Origin of the sequence: Paenibacillus sp. BK033, assembly GCF_004345425.1 — a bacterium.
Taxonomy (GTDB): Bacteria; Bacillota; Bacilli; order Paenibacillales; family Paenibacillaceae; genus Pristimantibacillus.
The window spans coordinates 609989-628868 of record NZ_SLVP01000001.1 but is presented as its reverse complement, the minus strand read 5'-3'; the positions used below and the strand labels follow the sequence as shown (position 1 = coordinate 628868).

Genomic DNA, 18880 nt, shown 5'->3' with positions numbered 1-18880 from the left:
GTTCCTCTAAGCCGGATTTTTGTAAGCGCTTTAAATTTGTTCGAAAAAACCACCGACTCAACTACCAATATTGGATAATTATACACGATAAAGAACGGCTGGGTCTATTTCCCTATTTGAATTTTCACTATAAAAATAAGCCAGCCGTATAAAGAGCGGCTGGCTTATTTTTGAACCGGAGCTGCTATGCCCCTACACTACGCTTGATTAAGCTTAATGATCCGCACGTCATAGCCTTTAAGCTCCGTTGCGCCGCCTTGGACGCTGGCGCCCGTAAGCAGATCGGTCCCGGTCTGCTCTCCAAGCGCAACCGTAACGGCATCCGCATTGTGATTAAGCACAAACAGATAATCCTGGCCGTCTTTGGAGCGGACCGTTGTCTCCACGCCTTCCGGCGTGCCGGAGACAAGCGGCTTGATGCCGCGGGAAGCGCATAGCCGAGGCAGCCAGTCCCGCAGGAAGGCTTCTTCCGGGCTTGTCGCCAGGTACCAGGCTTCGCCTTCGCCAAACTTGTTAACCGTCAGAGCAGGCATGCCGCGGTAGAAATCATCCCCGTATACGGCCTTTACTTCGGCGCCTTCCGAATGAATCAGATCGCAGAGCATGCCGCACTCGTATTCCGCCTGCGAGCCAAGCGTGCCATCGGACAGAACAATCCGGTTGCGCTGCGAAGGAAGCAGGGCATCAATCTCTTCCGCCCAGATGCCGAATAAGTTACGCAGCTTGCCCGGGTAACCGCCCAACGTTACCAGATCGGTCTCGTTTACGATACCGCTGAAGTAGGTTGTAATAACCGCGCCGCCTGCAGCCGTATAAGCTTCCAGCTTCTCCGCCACGCCATCCTTCACCATGTACATGACTGGCGCAATCACCAGGTCGTAGCCGCTGAGGTCCGCTTCCACGCTGACCACGTCCGCCGCAATGCCGGCACGGTACAAAGCATCATAGAATTTATGCGCTTCATTCACGTATTTAAGAGCAATGGACGGACCGCTGGACATTTCAATCGCCCACCAGTTTTCCCAATCGAACAGGATAGCGACCTTTGCTTTCACTCTCGCATCCAGCAAAGCATCTCCCAGCTTCCCAAGCTCTGCGCCAAGCTCCGCGCATTCGCGGAATACGCGGGTATGCTCGTGGCCGGCATGCTCGATAACCGCGCCGTGATATTTCTCGCAGGCGCCGACGGAACGGCGCAGCTGGAAGAACAGGACCGTATCCGCTCCGCGGGCAACGGCCTGGTAGCTCCATAAGCGCATAACGCCCGGGCGCTTTAGCGAGTTGTACGGCTGCCAGTTCTGCTGGCTTGGCGTCTGCTCCATCAGCATAAACGGCTGGCCTTCCTTCAGGCCGCGCATCAGATCATGCATCATGCCGGTATAGCTGTGCGGCGTATCGAAGCGAGGGTAGTTATCCCAGGATACAACGTCCATATGCTTCGCCCATTTATGATAATCCAGCTTTTTGAAAGCGCCCATCAGGTTCGTTGTAACCGGAATATCCGGCGTAACCTTCTTGACCGCTTCGTACTCCAGCTTGTAGCACTCGAGCAGGCTGTCCGAATGGAAACGCATGTAATCAAGCGACAGACCTTGGAAGTTTGTCTCCGTCCGGCCGTTGGCGCCGTACCATTCCTCGCTGCGGCCGCTTGGCAGAACGATATCCTCAAAATCATAGAAAATATGACCCCAGAACGCCGTATTCCATGCTTTGTTCACTTGTTCAATCGTTCCGTAACGATCCTTGAGCCATATACGGAATGCCGCTTCGCAATTATCGCAATAGCAGTTGCCCGCTCCGCCGTATTCATTGTTGATATGCCAGATAAGCAGGGCCGGATGATCTTTGTACCGTTCGGCGAGCTTCCCGGCCATGCGCACCGAATACTTCCGGAATGTCGGGCTGTTCGGGCAGGAGTTATGGCGTCCGCCAAACTTGCGTTTGTTGCCGTTGAAATCGACTTGCAGCACATCCGGATATTTACGGGCCATCCACGCGGGATGCGCCGCCGTGCTTGTTGCCAGACAGACGCCAACGCCGTCCGCATGAAGCTTGTCCATCATTTCGTCGAGCCAGCCGAAATCGTAGGTATCCTCGTCAGGCTGGTTTTTTGCCCAGGCGAATACGTTAAGCGTCGCCACATCGATTCCGGCAAGCTTGAACATCCGTAAATCCTCGTCCCAGACTTCCTTCTCCCATTGATCCGGATTATAGTCACCGCCGTACCAGATCTTCGGTATTTTCGCATTTATCATCTTGTCACACCTCATTGTATATGATAAAACTGCATTATCTTTTTCTATTGTAAGCCCTAATATTTCTGTAACCCATATAAAATTAACGATTTCACATATAAAAATAGGGAGGTTCCTATGATGCGACGAGTCGTTCCCGCCTTCCCTTCGGAGCAGCTGCCCCTGCAGCTCGAAACGATTGGCTTGAACCCCGACCAGGAAACCTTGGACAGACCGGAAGGCTATCCGTATTTCCACTGGCTCCAGACGCTGGAAGGGGAAGGCGAATTAACGGTCAGCGGTCAAACCTGGAAAATGAATGAGCGCTCCGGCGTCCTTCTTGCCCCGGGCACGCCGCACCGGTACGAGGCCAGAAACGGCTGTTGGCAGACGGGTTATATCACGTTTCGCGGAGGGATGGCCGCCAGTATCGTGCAAGCCATCGGCTGGGGAAATGCCGAACGCTTCCAGTGGGAAGCCGGCAACGACCGGATTAGCGATCAGTTATTCCGCATGCTCGCCTTTGCCGAAGCCGGAAGCGATCCATCCGGGTGGCAGTCATCGGCCGATTTATACCAATTCCTGACGCTCCTTCGGACCAATGCCCGCACGGATAACCGACCGTCCATGTCCAAACGGCTGGAGCGGATTCAAGTGCTGCTGTCCTGGCTGGAGCAGCATTTTGCCAACCCGGAGATCGGATTGGCGGACATGGCCGCACAGCTTGGAATCGGCGAGAGACAGCTGAACGAAAGATTCCGCGAGCTGTTTGGCCAAACGGCCTACTCGTATCTCATTCAGCTTCGGATCCGGAAAGCGAAGGAATGGCTTCCCTCCCGGCCGGACTGGACGGTGCGCCGCATCGGCGAGGCGGTAGGCTTTCGCGACGCGAGCCATTTCGTCTCCACCTTTCGCCAACGGGAAGGCATGACGCCGGAGACCTACCGAAAGCTGTATGGACGTTAATATTGTGAAGGGATCCATCTATTATGAATAGTAACGGTCGCGATACTCCTGCGGCGTGCAGCCTTCGTTTTTCTTGAATTGATACGTAAAATAAGCAGGCGTTTGAAACCCTATCCGTTCTGCTACTTCGTATATTTTTATGGTAGGATCCTGCAGCATTTCCTTCGCTTTTTTCATTCTCAGGTTTTTCACAAAGTCGGAGATCGTCTGCCCTGTTTCTTTCTTGAATAACACGCTTAGATGGCCTGCGCTAAGATGAAACTTGTCAGCGAGCTGTTTCGCGGTTATGCTGACCGGCAGCTGGTCTTCCATATGGGACACGATGCGGCTAATCAGATGATGCTGTTGGAGTGACCGTTCTTTTCTCTCAAACAAAACAGCCGAACGAATATAATCGATAACAATATCCTTCGTCGCATCGATTGTTTTGCAATCCAGAAGTCGATGCCAAGCGCGCTTGTTCAGGAAATTAATCTCTTCCGAGTCTTGCCATACTTTTAAAGACAGCTCGCCAAGCAAACTGATGCTAAGCGATTGGATATAAGCGAAGGTATGCTCTCTTCGCTCCAAATCCGTAAAGGACTGTTCAACCTTATCAATCAATAATATCGGATCGTCACTTTCAGCCAGCATTAGCAACTCGGGCAGCATATTCTCATGCATTCGAAAGTCCTCAAATGCTTTTCTCTCCGCATTTCCTACATAAACGAGCTGCCCGCTCCCGCTATGCCGGGCATCGGCGATCGTAAATTTCACTTCCCTGAAGAGCTGGTTCATTTCCTGCCATTCGCTGCCCCATCGGCTGATCCCAACGGTAACCGATACACCATAGCTATTGTGCATATATTCCTGAACGAAATTGATTTGTTTGCTTATATAGCTTCGTTTATCAATCGGCGGACTAACAATAATAGCTACAAGCTGATCCGGCCTAATTTTTGAAACCAGAACATCGCCCAGCTCCCTTAACGCTATAGACGTCGATTGTTGAAGGGCCGAACCAACCATAAGCCTGTTGTGCGCACTGACGGAAGAATCGGCGTAGTTGTCGAGAACAGCTGTAATCAGTTGTATACCATCCGTCGGCCTCTGGGGCAGATGAAGTAGTTGGCACCAGGAGTGCAAAGTCTCCTCCTCCATCGCCTCTTCCTCCAGCAGATCGAAAATAAACGTGTCCTTGAGCATCTCCTGGCTATCCGTTACGATTTCCTTAAGCTTTACGGTCTGTTCATTAATCTGGGTTATCCTTTCAATCGTCTGCCGGAATGCAGACAGCTTGCGTTCGATTTCGGATAATTTGAGAGGTTTAAGCACGTATCCCTTTGCCCCAACTTCAATCGCTTCCTGAGCAAATTCAAATTCGTTGTAACCGCTGATGACTAGAATTTGAATATCGGGATATACCCGTTTGGCTTCCGCCGCAAGCTCAATGCCGTTCATGCCGGGCATAGAGACATCGGTTATCAGCACATCAATCGGACTAGCTTCCAGTATAGGGACAGCTTCCTCGCCTGACTCCGCTGTAAGCGGGTTTGTATAACCAAGCTTAGCCCAAGGGATATGCCTGACCAATCCATAAACATTTGACGGCTCGTCATCTACAATAAGTGCTTGCAGCAAGATTATCCCTCCCGTTGAATATGCGGCTTATGGGTATAAACAGGCATTGTAATTCTAATGAGAGTTCCCGTGTCGGGGCTGCTCTCAACGTGCAATTTGCCTGCTTCGCCAAAGTACAAATGAAGGCGTTCTCTAATATTTCTTAGCCCAAACCCATTCCCTTTTCCAGCTTTTTCCCCATTTTGAATCCGTTCCAGCGTTTTGGAATCCATCCCGGTGCCATTGTCCATTACTTCGTATCGAACCTGATTATTAAAACGTTTTACACGAATGACAATATAAGCATGAGGCCGGGTAAAGATCTTCCCGTGTATATAGGCATTTTCTACAATCGGCTGCAAAATCAGCTTGATTGAGTACAGCTCCGGTACATCCTCGTCGATATCCCATTCTATACGGACGCGTTCCGGATAGCGCAGCTGTTGAATATCCAGATAAGCTTTTACATGTTCCAGCTCATTATGAATCAACGTCACGTTAGAGGTATTATCAAGGGCGAACCGGTAAAAAGTTGTTAAGGCTTCAATGGTCTCAACCTGAGTGTGATCGCCTTGATCTAGAGCACGCCATTGCAGCAGACTAAGCGAATTATAGATAAAATGCGGATTAATCTGTGCTTGAAGCGCCCGGAAGGAAGATTCCTTCTCTTCCAATTTGGCGCTGCTCAGCATTTCTATCACCGAACCGAGCTTACCCGCCATTTGGTTAAACATAAGCTCGAGATCCCCAAGCTCATCCGTGCTTTTGCTTTGGACAGATACATCAAAATCACCCTCGGCGATATCGCTCATCCGGTGACCAAGCTTACGAATACGAAAAACAATGTTTTTCAGTACAATCCTCACAAGAAACAGAGAGAAGAACAGGAAAAAGACAGTTATAGCAACAATACTGTAGACAATAAACGCAGACTGCTTCTCCATTTGACGCATCTGGATAAGAGCGGCCACCTTCCATTCGCCATTGATGTGACGAACCGTGAAGTATTCGCCGTTATTCGTTCGGCTCGCATCTTCTTTCACGCTCGTCCAAAGCTTGGATAAGGCTGTCTCTCCAACGGGCTTGCCTATCAATGAACGGTCTGAAGCCGCAATAATCCGGTCATTCTCGTCTAATAAAAACAGGCTTCCCGAGCCTTTGAAAGGACGGTCCATTAGTTCGCCAAATACGCTGTTATAGTCGAGAAGCATATAGATGGCACCATAGGTATAGCCCGTAGCGTTCGTAATTTTTCTGGAGACAGCAAGCTGTGCATGTTCCCCCGGTGCATCGGACCATTGCAATGCGATGGGCGAAGCCATCACGCTATCATACCAGGATTTCTCGTCGGTATGATTTAACAGTCTGCCAGACGGTTTCCATAACAGTCCTCCATCTTCCGTAAGCGTTGGATTGTCATGATAAATCCGAAAGTTTTCAATACCCGGCAAATAGCGGCTCATCACCTGAAAGGAGCGGTCAATATAATTCACCGATTCCAGCTGTTCCGTAAAGCTCGTATAGGTTCGGCTTAGCCTGGAAATAAGCTCTCCGTCGGTCCCCGTCCGGTTCGCAAGAAGATCATAGCTTTGCTTGCGGAATTCAACGCTCTGCGTCGTCTGACGAACCGCTTCATTAATCGTGACGATATAATTGTCCCTGACGTTCTGAAGAGCCAGATAACCCGCTCCAACTCCCAGAATAATGGTAGGTATAACTACGATCAGTCCATAGAGCAAGACAATTTTGCCGCGCAGACTCATCCTGCGGGTCAATCGGATCGTATTTCTCTCAATCCAGCGTCGCATCAGGCATTTCTCCCATTCTTTGCCCGGTATCGTTATCTGCCAGGAAACTGCAAAGGGAGCATCCCCGGTAAAGGGGCTGCTCCTCGATATGCGTTTATCTCTTTATTTATTGCTCATTGCTTGGTATAACTCATTCCATTCTGTCTTCAGCTCGCTCCAATGTCCGCGTTTCTCAAGCGCGGAAGCGAACTCCGTCCATGCTTTCTCGAATTGCGCGTCATCCTTCGCCATAAGAAGCTTGGCGCGGTACTCTTTATATACGGTAGTTAATTCAGGTGCGTATTTTTCCCAAGCGCCGCCTGCTTTTGCTTTAACCATATCATAATTTTCCGCAACGCGAGTAGCTCCCATTTTGGCAATCTCTTGAGAGAACTCTCCTGTCTTCACACCGCCGGCATGAACATTTTCGTTAGTCCACCAAGCATACCATTCATTGCTGTAGTTCGAAGTCATATAGAGCTCCGGCGTCACTTGCGCTTTCTTGGCCTGATCACCCGAGTTGCGCAGTGCTTTGTAGTTCTCGTCCGTAAATGCCCACTTGCCGTAAGGCTGATCCACCCATCCCCAATATTTCCCTACCGGACCCTCATTGACGACCATGTTCTGCTCCGGCTTCTGCGTTAAGGTATAATCATAGAATTTAAGAATCGCATCCAGGTTTTTCGTATTTTTGCTAATATACGTATCGAAGCCTGGATAAGGATTAATCACTTGCGTAGTGCCCAGTACGTTTACGCCTTCAATTTTCGGGAAAGGAATCGGTTTGTAGAACCAGCCCGGTCCTGTCGGGCCATCCAGCTGCTCCCATAAAGATGAGTCAAAATTCCAGAAGCTTCCGATGTTCATTGCATAACGGCCGTTTTTGTTCTTTTCAACATATCTTTCACTCTTATCCGTCAAAGCCTCAGGATCAATGAGCTTATCACGATACAAACCGTTCATCCACTTGTAAGCAGCCTTGAATCCCGGATTATCGTACATAAAGATAAAGTTGCCGCCATCTTGTTTCACCGGAGTAACCCCGCCAGCCGATGCAACCGTTACGCCAAAAGCGGCCAGAACCGCATTCTCATCGTTTTTATCCGTAAGAATACCAAGCGGCAGCAGGTTTTTGCCCGACTCATCCTTAAGCTCTGCCGCTTTCTTCAGATACGATTCTACGCCATCAAGGGTAGTCAGATCATTCTCCGTCATACCCACCTTCTCCAGAACGTCCGTCCGGATAAACCAGGCACTGGAAGACCAGCCCGGCCATGGCTCGGAAGGATTACTGTCGAACCAGCTAGGAAGCGACCAGATATGACCATCAGCATCCTTCATCTGCTCCAAATATTCCTTCGGAATAGCAGCCAGACTTGGATACTTATCAGGCATGTTAAAATATTGCTCAAGAGGCATTAGCAGATTTGAACGCTTCATCGCATCGTCAATCACCTGGCTGCGGTTGAAGATCGCCGCGTCATCAAAGCCGCCTGTATTAAGCTTGAGGTTAAGCGCTGTCAGCGCGTCGCCTTGCGTCGCTTCAAGCTGAACGTCAACGCCCGGCTCTTCTGTTCTCCAGTATTGCTGCACCAGGCTGTCATTGTTAACCGTTGCCGTCCAGCCCAGCCACAGCTTGAACTTGCCTCCGCTGTCCTTCGTATTTGTATTCGTTGAACTAGCTGCTGCATTATTCGGTTCTGTATGGCTGTTTCCGGAGCATCCGGCCGCTATACCTACCGTAGCTGCCAGGGTAAGAGCAACGATACCGCTTCTTTTCAATTTCATGCTTTTTCCTCCCCTATTTATGCGAGTCTAGTCTTTCCAATGGTATATGGTAGATCAATTATACCCGAAGGTGAAAGGGCTATCGCCATCCTTGGCGAAGCTCGTTTCAATCAGCCTTTGACCGATCCGATCAAAACGCCTTTGGCAAAGTATTTCTGCAGGAATGGATAAATGGCGAGAATCGGAAGAGCACTGATCATAACCGTAGCCATTTTGACCGACATCAGCGTAATATTATCCATTGAACTCCGTGCCAGTACTTCCTGATTTTGATTAGAGCTCATGATCGCAGATAAGTCTTGTGCTGTCAGCAGCTGCTGCAGAAAGGTTTGGACCGGGATTAAATTCTGGCTCGTTACATAAAAGGCGCCCGAGAACCAGTCATTCCAATGGCCGACAGCCGTAAATAGTCCTAGAGCGGCAAGCATGGGCTTCGACAGCGGCACGATAATCTGAATCAGTATCCGAACGGGGCCGGCACCGTCCAATTCGGCGGATTCGAACAATGCTTCAGGAATGCCATGTATAAACTTTTGCATAACGAACATGTTCCACGCCGAGAAGAGACCCGGGATGATAAACACCCAAAACGTATTGGTTAATCCGAGCTTAAACAATTGTATATAGAAAGGAATCAAGCCTCCGCTGAATAGCATCGTTAAGAGAATATAAGTCAGTATGCCGTTTCTGAACGGAAGGCGTTTATATGATAATCCGTAAGCAGCTGCCAGGGTAATGGCAAGCCCGCCGATAGTGCCAATAACCGTTCTTGCAATCGTGATCAGATAAGCATGGCGGATGACCTGATTCCCAAGCACGATTTCATAGTTGATCCACGTAAATGACCTCGGCCAGAGATACACGCCGCCTTTTGCTGCATCTGCTCCGGTATTAAGCGAGATAGCCAGCATATACACAAAGGGATATATAATGGAAACGCACATGAGTAAGAGCAGGATTAGGATAATCCATTGTCCGACCCGTTCAAGCCCCGTTGCCTTCATCTGTCACCACAGCCCCTCGCCGTTGATTTTCTTGGAGAATGAGTTTGTTGTCACGACAAGCAGCAGACTAATGATCGACGAGACGAGGCCAACTGCGGTTGCCATTCCAAAATACCCCTGTTGAAGCCCGTTGCGAAGCACATACGTATCGAGAACATCGGCAACTTCCTGATTCGCTGAGTTCATCATCGGATAAATTTGATCCATCCCCACTGTAATCAAGCTTGGAATACTCAGAATAAGCACGATGGAGATTGTTGGCAAAATGCCCGGAAACGTAATATGCCGAATCTGCGCAAATTTCCCTGCCCCTTCAACCTTTGCTGCCTCATAAAGCTGCGGATCAATCGTGGAAATCGCTGCCAGATAGAGAATAGTGTTCCAGCCCACCTCTTTCCACAAGCCGCTGGATACGATCATCGGCCGGAACCATTCATTGGAACCAAGGAAGAAGATCGGCTCGCCGCCTACACGTCCAATAAGGTCATTAACCAGCCCGCCGTCCAATGTCAGGAACGATTGCAGAATATAAGCCACGACAATCCATGAGAAGAAATGCGGAAGATAGCTGACCGACTGGACGAACTTTTTGAAGAAAGGATGCGCCACCTCATTAATCATAAGAGCAAGGATAATCGGCAGCGGGAAACCAAAGACGAATTTCAATACCGAAATATAAAGGGTGTTCTGGACCACCTTCCAAAATTGCGGCTCATGCACGAATGAGAAATTGTCAAAACCAACCCAGCTGCTGTCCCAAATCGAAGTGCCGATGGAGAAGTTCTTGAATGCGATCTGAATGCCCAGCATCGGAATATAGTTGAATAAAAACAACAGCACAACCGCGGGCAAAATCATCAAGTACTGCCAGCGGTATTTATACATCTTAGCTATCATGTGTGTCCCCCTCCTTAGCTACACCTTCATTCTAATCGCAGGGCAAAAAGGGAGAAATGTAACAACGATCAGATTTCTATCAATTTGATAAGATGTTTGCAATAAAAAAACAAGCAGTGACAGTCCACTGCTTGTTTCTTTCACAACGATTGACGGCGGTACCAGGGCAGTCTGGACAGAGGCGATACATCCAGCCACACAGGACAACAACCTTAAACTATTGCAACAGACTATAACGAAAAGCCCTCGCGCAAGCTAAACTTGCGCCAGGGCTCTTTCTCTGCGTACGACAAACAGGATCCACCATCCGAGAAGTCCGCCAAAGCCATTCAGAATAAGGTCGTCGACATCAAAGCTGCCCATGGCCAATAGTAGCTGCGAGCATTCCAGGGCCAGGCTTAGGCCAAACGAAAGCGCCGCTGCGCCAAGGAAAGATATGGAGTCATGCTTCGTCCATAATCCGACAAGAATTCCGCAGGGCAGAAATATCGCGATATTGCCAAACAGATTGACCTGCTCGTGACGGTACGACAGACCGTGAAGATTTTGCGCGATCGATTTGAAAGGGGTAAAATTAGCCCGCTCCAGGCCGTACCGCATGTATTCCGGATATTCTAACGTCCAGTGAAGCTTTTGCCATAGAAACGCTATATTAACCGAGCCGAACTTAAACAGAATCACCTTAAGCAAAATATAAAGATAGAATAAAAAAAGAACCGATAGGATGCTGCCTCTCGTGTATTTCATCATACTTTTCCCTGCCCTTCCGTTAAGCCAATCGCCACCTGCGTTGACTTAATCAGAATAAGACTCATAGTTTAAAAATTAAGCAGGGCAAATCTAAAGTTTTTCTTAATTATTCTCCGCCCAGCATTGGGTTTCCGTCGTGACCGTTTCGCCCGTCTGCACGGATTGCTTCATCATAAGCGCCAGATAATGATCCTGGCAGGCTTCCGCCAGGCTGTAGAAAGCTTCGCCTCCGGCAGCGTATACGCCCATCTTCTCGAGGCATGCCGCCACCGCAATCTCGTCGTCGGTCAGACGCGCCGGCGCCGTGTCATTCTTATAGACGATCTGTTCGCCTAAGTGAAGGCTCTTCAAATAATAGCCTTCCAAATTGCCGTCCAATCCTGCCTGCTGACGGGTCAACTGCAGATGGACCGGCGTTAAATGATCAAGCAAATAACGGACGTCAAAGTTGTTGATTTCACCACGTTCGCCCCTCACAAGCAGGCGCGGCGAGCGGATCCAGGAGAAATACTGGTCGCCCGTAAAATCGTAAACGCCGTATTTGCCGCCAAAATCGAAGGAGGCCATAACCTGCTGCGATTGAACGATGCGGCTCTCCGCGGGCGCACCGGAACGTCCCGGCCCTTCGATAATCGGCGAAGCGAAATTCGCTGCGCGAATGCTTGCGTTCTCGAAGCCGATGCCGAGATAACGGCGCATCAGGCTGATGCCGTGGTAATCATGCGCGGCCGACACTTGCGCCTGCGTCACCTGGCCAAGCTTGCCGGAGCGCACGATGGCCAGCCTCCCGGCGTGATTCGGCTGAAACGCGTATTGCTCGGCAACCTGAATCCGTCCCTTGCCGCCCACCTGCCGGTATAAAGCGATGAGATCCTCCAGCTGCTCGGCTGGCGGCGTTTCGCATAACACCGCAACATCGCGAGCCGTCAATTCCAGCATCACGTCCGGAGCAACCTTCCGCGGCACGCTGACGACAACAAACGCAAGAGAAACCGCATCCAGCATCGCGGCAGCCGTGCGGAAGGTCGGCACGCCCCATGCTTGCTCGAATGCTTTGCCCTTCTCCTCATCCCTCACAACCACGCCTGCAATATCAAACCGTTCGGGCAGCGCTTGTGCAATGCGCAGAAAAAACTCGCTGCGCCAGCCGCCGCCCACAATGCCGAACCGTACAATACTCATAATATCCTCCTCTTGCCCGCTAAGTGTATGTTTAATTCCTTACTCCCTTTAGTATACCAGCTGCAGACGGGCGGCACGAAGCCCGCAGTCCGAAACGTTTCCGGACTACGGGCCTTAGAGACAAGCTGAACCATCAGGATGAGTTTTTTTCGCGGAGACGATCGTGGAGCGAAGCATGGTCAGGCACGGCAACGGACTGCCGGATAGACAGCGTGGGAGAAAGCACGATCCGTTCGCTCTCTTCTCCCGGCTGACTGATCTGGCGGACAAGCAGCTGCACCGCTCTTTGCCCCATCTGTTCAATCGGCTGGGCGACCGTTGTCAGCGGAGGATCCGTGACGGAGGCAAGCACCGTATCGTCAAACCCGACAATCGAGCAGTCCTGCGGAATCCGCAGTCCCAGCTCCTTGGCGGCGCGGAGCGCGCCAATGGCCAGGAGATCGTTGCAGCAGAAAATCGCGGTCGGACGGTCCTTCATCTGAAGCAGCTCCCATGCCCGGTCCTTGCCGTCCTTATGGCCGCAGCTGACGACGAATAACGGATCGAGCATAAGCCCCGCCGCTTCGGCGGTCTGCCTGAATCCCCGCACCCGCTCCCGGCTGCTGCTGATCGAGCCCTGCTCGGCCAGAACGGCAAGCCGGGTATGCCCAAGCGAGATCAGATGCCCGGCTGCCGCAGCCCCTCCCGCGTAATCGTCCACGACTACCGTCGGAACCTCGACGGAAGGAAACTCCCTTGCCAGCAAAGCAACCGGAACTCCTCCCTGAAGCAGCGGATTTAATGCGGACAGCTCCTTCAAGCCGGTACTGATAATAACGCCGTCGACGTTTTTCTGCTGCAGCAGCGCGGCATAATGCTCCACCTTCTCGTCCTTGTTGTCCGTGCTGCATATAAAGACGCTGTAGCCGTGACGTTGTCCTTCATCCTCAACCGCCCTGGCGATTTCCGCGAAGAATGGGTTCGAGATGTCCGGCACAAGCAAGCCTAAAGCATACGTTTTCTTGCCGGTAAGCGCGGATGCGATCATGCTTGGCTTGTAACCCATGCGCAGCATGATCCGCCTGATCTCTTCCCGGCGCTCCTCGCTGATTTTCCCTTTGCCGTTAATGACAAGGGATACCGTGGCAATGGATACGCCGGCTTCTTTAGCTACATCGTATATGGTTGCTTTCATCATTGACGGTCTCCAATCGCGCGAAACATAGTTAAGTCCATTATGCGCGTTAAGGAGAGCGCTTTCAACGTTTATCTGGAATATTTGAAAATTGCTTTTTTAAGAGCTCAAGTTTTCCACTTCAACCGATAGAACGTTTTTAAACCGGCGCATTTCCTCATAGATCGAAGTCGTCGGATACGGCTCTCCGGATGACAGGACAAGCCGGATTTGCAGCCGGCCCTCCCCGATATCCTTGATCGTTGTATGCTTGATCTGATGATCCGAGCGGATGCTTGCCAGCATCCCGTCCAGCTCGGCCGAGCGGTCGAAGGTCAGGCAGACCGATACGTCGCGCTCCCGCAGCTTGGAAGGGCCAAGCGCCCGAACGGCAAGGGGCACGAGGTTAACGGCAAGAATGATAATGCCGGCTGCCGTGAAAGCTTCCTTGTAAAAGCCCGCTCCCGCCGCGATGCCCAGCGCCGAAGCGGACCACACCATCGCGGCTGTGGTCAGGCCGGAGATGACATCGTTGTTCCGCCGCAGAATAACACCGGCCCCGATAAAGCCAACCCCGCTTACGATTTGCGCGGCGAGTCGCATCGGATCCATGTTGGTCATCCCCGGATGGGCAAGCCTGGAGGCCGCTTCAATGGACACCATCGTAATGAGGCAGCTGGCTACCGAGATGACCATGCTTGTCTTAATGCCAAGCGGCTTATGACGAAGCTGACGGTCCACGCCGATGAGCAGACCTAGGGCTAACGCCGCCCCAAGCTTAATTGCAAACAACCGTAATCCCCTCCTTGCGAAGCCGCACGCCCCCGTTAGACAACGCTTCCTGCGCGGTTAAGCCTGCTTACCTCAACTCCGGCAAGCATCATAATGCCGATGCCATGATTGTCGTTAACGACCGTGCGCAGGTCGTGCATATAGTAATCCGGCGAGAAGGAGTATCGCGAGCCGCTGCATACGCCATGGACGTTACCTCCGCGGTCGATCGCATTCTCGGTCAGACCTTTCCAGGCTTTCCTCGCTGCGGCCGCGTAATCGCGGTCCCCGTTATCCAGCCAGCCGAAACGGACGCCTCGGGAGAAGGCATAAGCGAACATCGCGGTACAAGAAGCCTCCTCGTACGCTTCGGGCTCGTTCAGCACTTGTCTCCAAAGGCCCGAGCCGCTCTGCAATTCGGCTACTCCGGAACACATCGCATTAAAGAAGTCGAGCAGCGCTTCGCGGTCCGAATGATCCTCCGGCAGACGTTCAAGCAGCTCGGACAGCGAGAACAGCACCCATCCGTTGCCCCGTCCCCAAGGCACTCGGGTTGCCTGGCCGTATTTGAAATCATAGACATGCGACATAATCCGTTCTTCTTCTATAAACAGGTAACGGCGGAACAGCAAAAACTGCCGGGCAGCTTCGTTCAGCACTTCCTTGTCGCCGGTTATAACGGCGTAACGGGTCAGGAACGGCGCGCTCATATAGAGATCGTCCGCCCACATGGTGTTGTCGAAGTATTCTCCTTCGCTCAGCCGGAAGAACGCTCCGTCTTCTCTCCGCTCCAAACGCTTCAGCATAAAGTCAACGATGGAGTCCGCAATGCGGCGGAACACGCCGTCTCCTTCCTGAAGGCAGGCTTCCAGCATCGCCGAGCCAAACGAGCCGCAATTGTCCAGCATCTTCATTAGCACCAGCTGATGATTAACGCTCGGGAATCCGTACTCTTCCCGGTCCCATAAGGAATAATCGTACATATCCGTACAGGTGCGGATATGCGACAGGGCATAACGGGACCAGTCCTCCCGGTTCAATTCGCGGGCCGTTCGCAGCAAGCCGTACATCGTAACGCCAAGCGGATAGTCCCACCGCCCGTAATTGGTAGCCGTGCCAACCGTCCATTTATTGCTCAGCATCGCATTTTCATAATAAGGACGCAGCCGGGTCTTAGGCATATCCAGCTCCCAATACGAGCGGCCCGCATCCTGACCGTCTAGTCGAACGGCAGGCAGCAGAGCCGACAAACGGCCAACCGCCGAAGGGTCCAGCTCCGCATTTGCCGCGATTGGACCGGCATAGATCCATTCTCCGTCATAGCCATGAATGTGTACGGGCTGCCGAAGAGCCATCGGCTTGCCGTCCGAGGAAGCCTTCAGCTCAAAGCCCCAGCCTTGCTCTCCGCTTTCCGTGCGAATTATCAGATCACCGTTACCGGTATCCGGCTTAAGACTTTCGCGAAACACTCCCGCTTCAGCCAAGCTTAGTACCAGCTGGCCGTCCAGCCATACCGACGCCGGTCCCAATACCCGTCCTTCAAGCACGAGCGAATCGGTTCCCGGCAGCAACGGAAGCTTGGTCCAGCCGCAGCCGGCCACGGTTGTCTCCGGAGTACCGAAGAGGCGCTCCAGGTTCGGCTTCGAAGCTTCATCCTCCTGCCACTTCGTGCGGGGAAGCCAGCGGATGCCGGTCTCCTCCTCGGGCAAGCGTTCGTTAGGGAATCCTGTCTCCCCGTACAATGCTTTCTTTACCGGTTCGGAGAACACCCATCCGGCGCTTCCGTCCCGTCCCGCGAATGGAGCAAGCACGTTCAGAATGCGCACCTTCGCCTCATCCGCCCCAAACCGGCAGCCAAAGCCCGCAGGGGTCCGTCTCGCCTCGACTAGAATCCGGTTCCAGCCTTGCGTCAGCAGCATCGGAACTACGACGCGGGCATCCGGCTTCATTTCCTCCACGGCGGAAGTCCGGAACAGCAGTTGATCGTTCATGTATAGCCGAATGGGGCCGATCGGCTCCAGATTGCAATCGATCGAGCGTTCATTGTCGCTCCATACAAGCCCGTAGACGTAAGCGTAATCGCCGGTTACCGCATCCGGCCATCTGGAGCCAAGCTCCATGTCGTACAAGCCTTCTTCATTTTGCAGAATGCCTTGCTTCGAGAAGGGGCGATACGCAAACGGGATTGGCGGATTTGCGCCGACATAACGGCTAGCCAATAGCTCCAAAATGCGGTGCTCTTCATCGCCAAACGCAGATCTGGCACTATCCCGAGGCTCTATATACACGGTCATTGTCCGTTTCTCCCCCCATCATTTGAAGACGAAAGCCGAATATCAAAGGTCCGGTCGTACGGCGTCAGCACATTCACCACAAGCGTCTGGCAGTCAGCCGGGTAGGCTGCTCCGCGAATCGACTTCATCCGATGCTCATGGGCGCCTCCGTCCAGTTGAATCCAGTCTTCGCCGGCCATGAACGTTACGATGCCCTCTTTCCAAAATTCGGTTCCCGTCTCCGCAGGCGTCCGATCTCCCCCGCTAAGCTCTCCGTCTTTCCCGAAAATAAAGGAAATCTGGGTCAACAGCACATCCGGCTTGCCGCAGCTTACGCGCAGTCGCCAGCCTTCAACGGTTTCAGTCAGCTCCACCTCCACCTGATGCTGCTGAAGATGCGTGACCTCGCGCAGCTGATGCGGCAGCAGATACCAAGGGCTTACCTGTTCTGCCGCCGATTCGGGCAGTTTGTCAGCGGCAATCGGACCGTAATAGCCCTTCGTTTCCGAACCGCTGAGCCTGTAGCCGTTCTCCGCCTGATCCAGCTCGTTCATCTTGATAAAACCCGGCTCAAACGAGCTGCTTACCTGCACGCCAAGCAGCTTAGCTTTGCCATGGCGAAGCGCAAAGAAGGAATTCGTCTCCGCCATTACCGTCACGCTGGTCCGCCCATCCCGCTGCCGGGCAACCGGTGCGCCAAATTCCGGATGAAGCCGGCTGTGATAAATTTTCCCGCCGTGTCCGGCGGCGTCCATCCGGCCTAAATAATGCTTCCTGTCGAACTTTCCGTTAATAACAACCTTGTAGGACTCCGGCAACCGGCCTGCCTCAACGGAAGGGGTGCGCAGCTCCGGGTGCAGCAAGAGGCCCAGCAAAGCGTTGTTGGGAATCGCTCCCGGATGGGTGGACGACTCGGCGCCCAGCTTGGCAAGCGCGGCGAATAACGGATCCTTGTCGTATTCGGCCATCAGGCAGGCTACGAACAAATAGCCGGACATATCGTATTTATGGCCAAAGTCCTGCCGGCCGGAATAGTCGGTTACGACTTCCCCTTCCGGATGAATCAGGTAAGCCATCATCCGCAGATTGCGGCGAACCGGCTCCAGCAGCTCGGGACGGCCAAGCAGCTCGGCGGTGTGGAAGAGCATCACGTCGCTTACGCCGTTATAAATCCCGTTGCTTCGTTCCGTCCATTCGCCGTCCTCCGTGCAATCCATCCCTTCCGCGAGCCATGCTTCGGCGCGGGCAATCAAAGCCTCATTGCCCGTAAGTGCATAAAGGAAGCCAAGCGCAGCCGTCAGCACCCAGCGGTGGTTAGGGGTATGGCAGCCGCCGGTAAGCATCGCCGGAACCGATTGCTCCAGGAAACGCCTAATCTTTAGGCATACGGGCTCCAAGGCCTTCCATTCGTGTTTGTCCAGCAGCTCGTACAGCTGGGCGAGCCCCACGACGGCAAACGCCGTGTCCGGCGGCGAATGCATATTCGTCCAGCCCGGGGAGATCGTGCCGTCGGCATGCTGCTGACGGACAATAAATGCCGCCGCCTTCTCCAGGCTGGCAAGCAGCTGCCCGTCATGATAGTAACGGGAATCCGAATTAACGAGCGCGCAGCCCCAAATCGCCATTACGGCTAACGTGCCGGTATGGGTAGGAAACGGAATCCCGCTGTCCGGATCCGCAACCCCGCCATAAAAGCGGCTTTGGCTGTCCTTTATTTGATTATCCAAACCTGGCGCAACCCAGTCGTCATTAACGGCTACAAGCTTCTCGTACATCGTAATCATCCTTCCAAAGGCTCCTTCAAGCCGGCAAGTGTATGTCTGATCGTTGCGAGTTCCGCTTCGATCCTATCCGGTATTTCCTCGTACAGCGATTTCCATGGAACAAACAGGCTTTCCTGCTTCGCAAGCTCGTAAGGGACAAATTCGAAAGACGGCGTAAACCGGTGATGCCTCTGCTGATACGCGCGGACCAGCTCACTCGTCTTGTCATCGTATTGCCCCTTGGCCTTATACCATGCCGGCAGCGTCAAGCCGTCCGAACCCGCCCCTTGCTGCGTTGCCGTTCTTGCATGGGGCAGCAGTTCGAATAAGACGGGCAGCGGCGAGAAAGCATGCTTGCCCGGCTGGGAGTAGAGGCTTACCGTTCTTCCGTCGAGGTTCGAGCGGTCCGGCAGCAAGGCTTTCAAATACTTGCCGTGAAAGCTCGCTTCGGCATCCGCTACTTCGCCGTTCGAATCGGCGTAAATCCATACATGCTCGAGCTCGTATAGATGCTGAATATCGTAATCCCAATAAATAGCGAATTCAATCACGTAATCGATTCCGCCCGCGAAATGCTCGAGCCTGCGCGGAAAGGAAGGGGAACTCTCGCCCCGATGAAGAACAGAAACCCCAACCCGCACCGGGTAAAAGGGTTCCTGTTTATCGAAATATAACCGCGGAGCGTATGCGGCCAGTTGGCGGATATCCATCTT

14 protein-coding genes are annotated in these 18880 nt (G+C 52.6%); 1 reads left to right on the top strand and 13 read right to left on the bottom strand.

Annotated elements, in window-relative coordinates:
• Positions 1–197 precede the first annotated feature (197 nt).
• Entirely contained in the window at positions 198–2255 is a 2058-nt protein-coding gene (locus EV294_RS02735) for a beta-galactosidase (RefSeq protein ID WP_132303545.1), read from the bottom strand.
• Between the two features lie 117 nt (positions 2256–2372).
• Here EV294_RS02735 and EV294_RS02730 point away from each other — a divergent pair, with 117 nt between their 5' ends.
• On the top strand, positions 2373–3200 hold the full coding sequence (locus EV294_RS02730; protein WP_132303543.1) for an AraC family transcriptional regulator: 828 nt from the start codon (positions 2373–2375) through the stop codon (positions 3198–3200).
• A 21-nt stretch (positions 3201–3221) separates the two neighbouring features.
• On the opposite strand, the gene EV294_RS02725 is transcribed toward EV294_RS02730, so the two are convergent.
• The 12 genes from EV294_RS02725 to EV294_RS02670 form a co-directional block, all read right to left on the bottom strand.
• A complete protein-coding gene (locus EV294_RS02725) occupies positions 3222–4820 on the bottom strand; it encodes a response regulator transcription factor (protein WP_132303541.1) in 1599 nt (532 codons plus the stop codon).
• A gap of 2 nt (positions 4821–4822) precedes the next feature.
• On the bottom strand, positions 4823–6607 hold the full coding sequence (locus tag EV294_RS02720; protein WP_132303539.1) for a cache domain-containing sensor histidine kinase: 1785 nt from the start codon (positions 6605–6607) through the stop codon (positions 4823–4825).
• Between the two features lie 102 nt (positions 6608–6709).
• A complete protein-coding gene (locus EV294_RS02715; RefSeq protein ID WP_132303537.1) occupies positions 6710–8374 on the bottom strand; it encodes a type 2 periplasmic-binding domain-containing protein in 1665 nt (554 codons plus the stop codon).
• 110 nt (positions 8375–8484) lie between these two features.
• Positions 8485–9378: a carbohydrate ABC transporter permease gene (locus EV294_RS02710; protein WP_132303536.1), complete on the bottom strand. Its 894-nt coding sequence runs from the start codon at positions 9376–9378 to the stop codon at positions 8485–8487.
• Between the two features lie 3 nt (positions 9379–9381).
• A complete protein-coding gene (locus EV294_RS02705) occupies positions 9382–10275 on the bottom strand; it encodes an ABC transporter permease (RefSeq protein WP_132303535.1) in 894 nt (297 codons plus the stop codon).
• A gap of 255 nt (positions 10276–10530) precedes the next feature.
• A complete protein-coding gene (locus EV294_RS02700; protein WP_132303533.1) occupies positions 10531–11025 on the bottom strand; it encodes a VanZ family protein in 495 nt (164 codons plus the stop codon).
• A 102-nt stretch (positions 11026–11127) separates the two neighbouring features.
• Positions 11128–12207, bottom strand: coding sequence for a Gfo/Idh/MocA family protein (locus EV294_RS02695; RefSeq protein ID WP_132303531.1), 1080 nt, complete (start codon positions 12205–12207; stop codon positions 11128–11130).
• A gap of 133 nt (positions 12208–12340) precedes the next feature.
• Positions 12341–13381 (bottom strand): LacI family DNA-binding transcriptional regulator, encoded by a 1041-nt coding sequence (locus tag EV294_RS02690; protein ID WP_132303529.1) that lies wholly within the window; start codon positions 13379–13381, stop codon positions 12341–12343.
• Between the two features lie 99 nt (positions 13382–13480).
• A complete protein-coding gene (locus tag EV294_RS02685; RefSeq protein ID WP_132303527.1) occupies positions 13481–14152 on the bottom strand; it encodes an MgtC/SapB family protein in 672 nt (223 codons plus the stop codon).
• Between the two features lie 35 nt (positions 14153–14187).
• Positions 14188–16425 carry a glycoside hydrolase family 88/105 protein gene (locus EV294_RS02680; protein ID WP_132303525.1) on the bottom strand — a complete coding sequence of 746 codons (2238 nt, stop codon included), beginning with the start codon at positions 16423–16425 and terminating at the stop codon, positions 14188–14190.
• Complete coding sequence (locus tag EV294_RS02675) at positions 16422–18188, bottom strand: prenyltransferase/squalene oxidase repeat-containing protein (RefSeq protein ID WP_132303523.1); 1767 nt, start codon at positions 18186–18188, stop codon at positions 16422–16424. Before EV294_RS02675 ends, EV294_RS02680 begins: the two co-directional genes overlap by 4 nt.
• Positions 18185–18877 (bottom strand): hypothetical protein, encoded by a 693-nt coding sequence (locus EV294_RS02670; RefSeq protein WP_132303521.1) that lies wholly within the window; start codon positions 18875–18877, stop codon positions 18185–18187. The genes EV294_RS02675 and EV294_RS02670 overlap by 4 nt, the downstream gene beginning before the upstream one ends.
• Between the last annotated feature and the right edge of the window lie 3 nt (positions 18878–18880).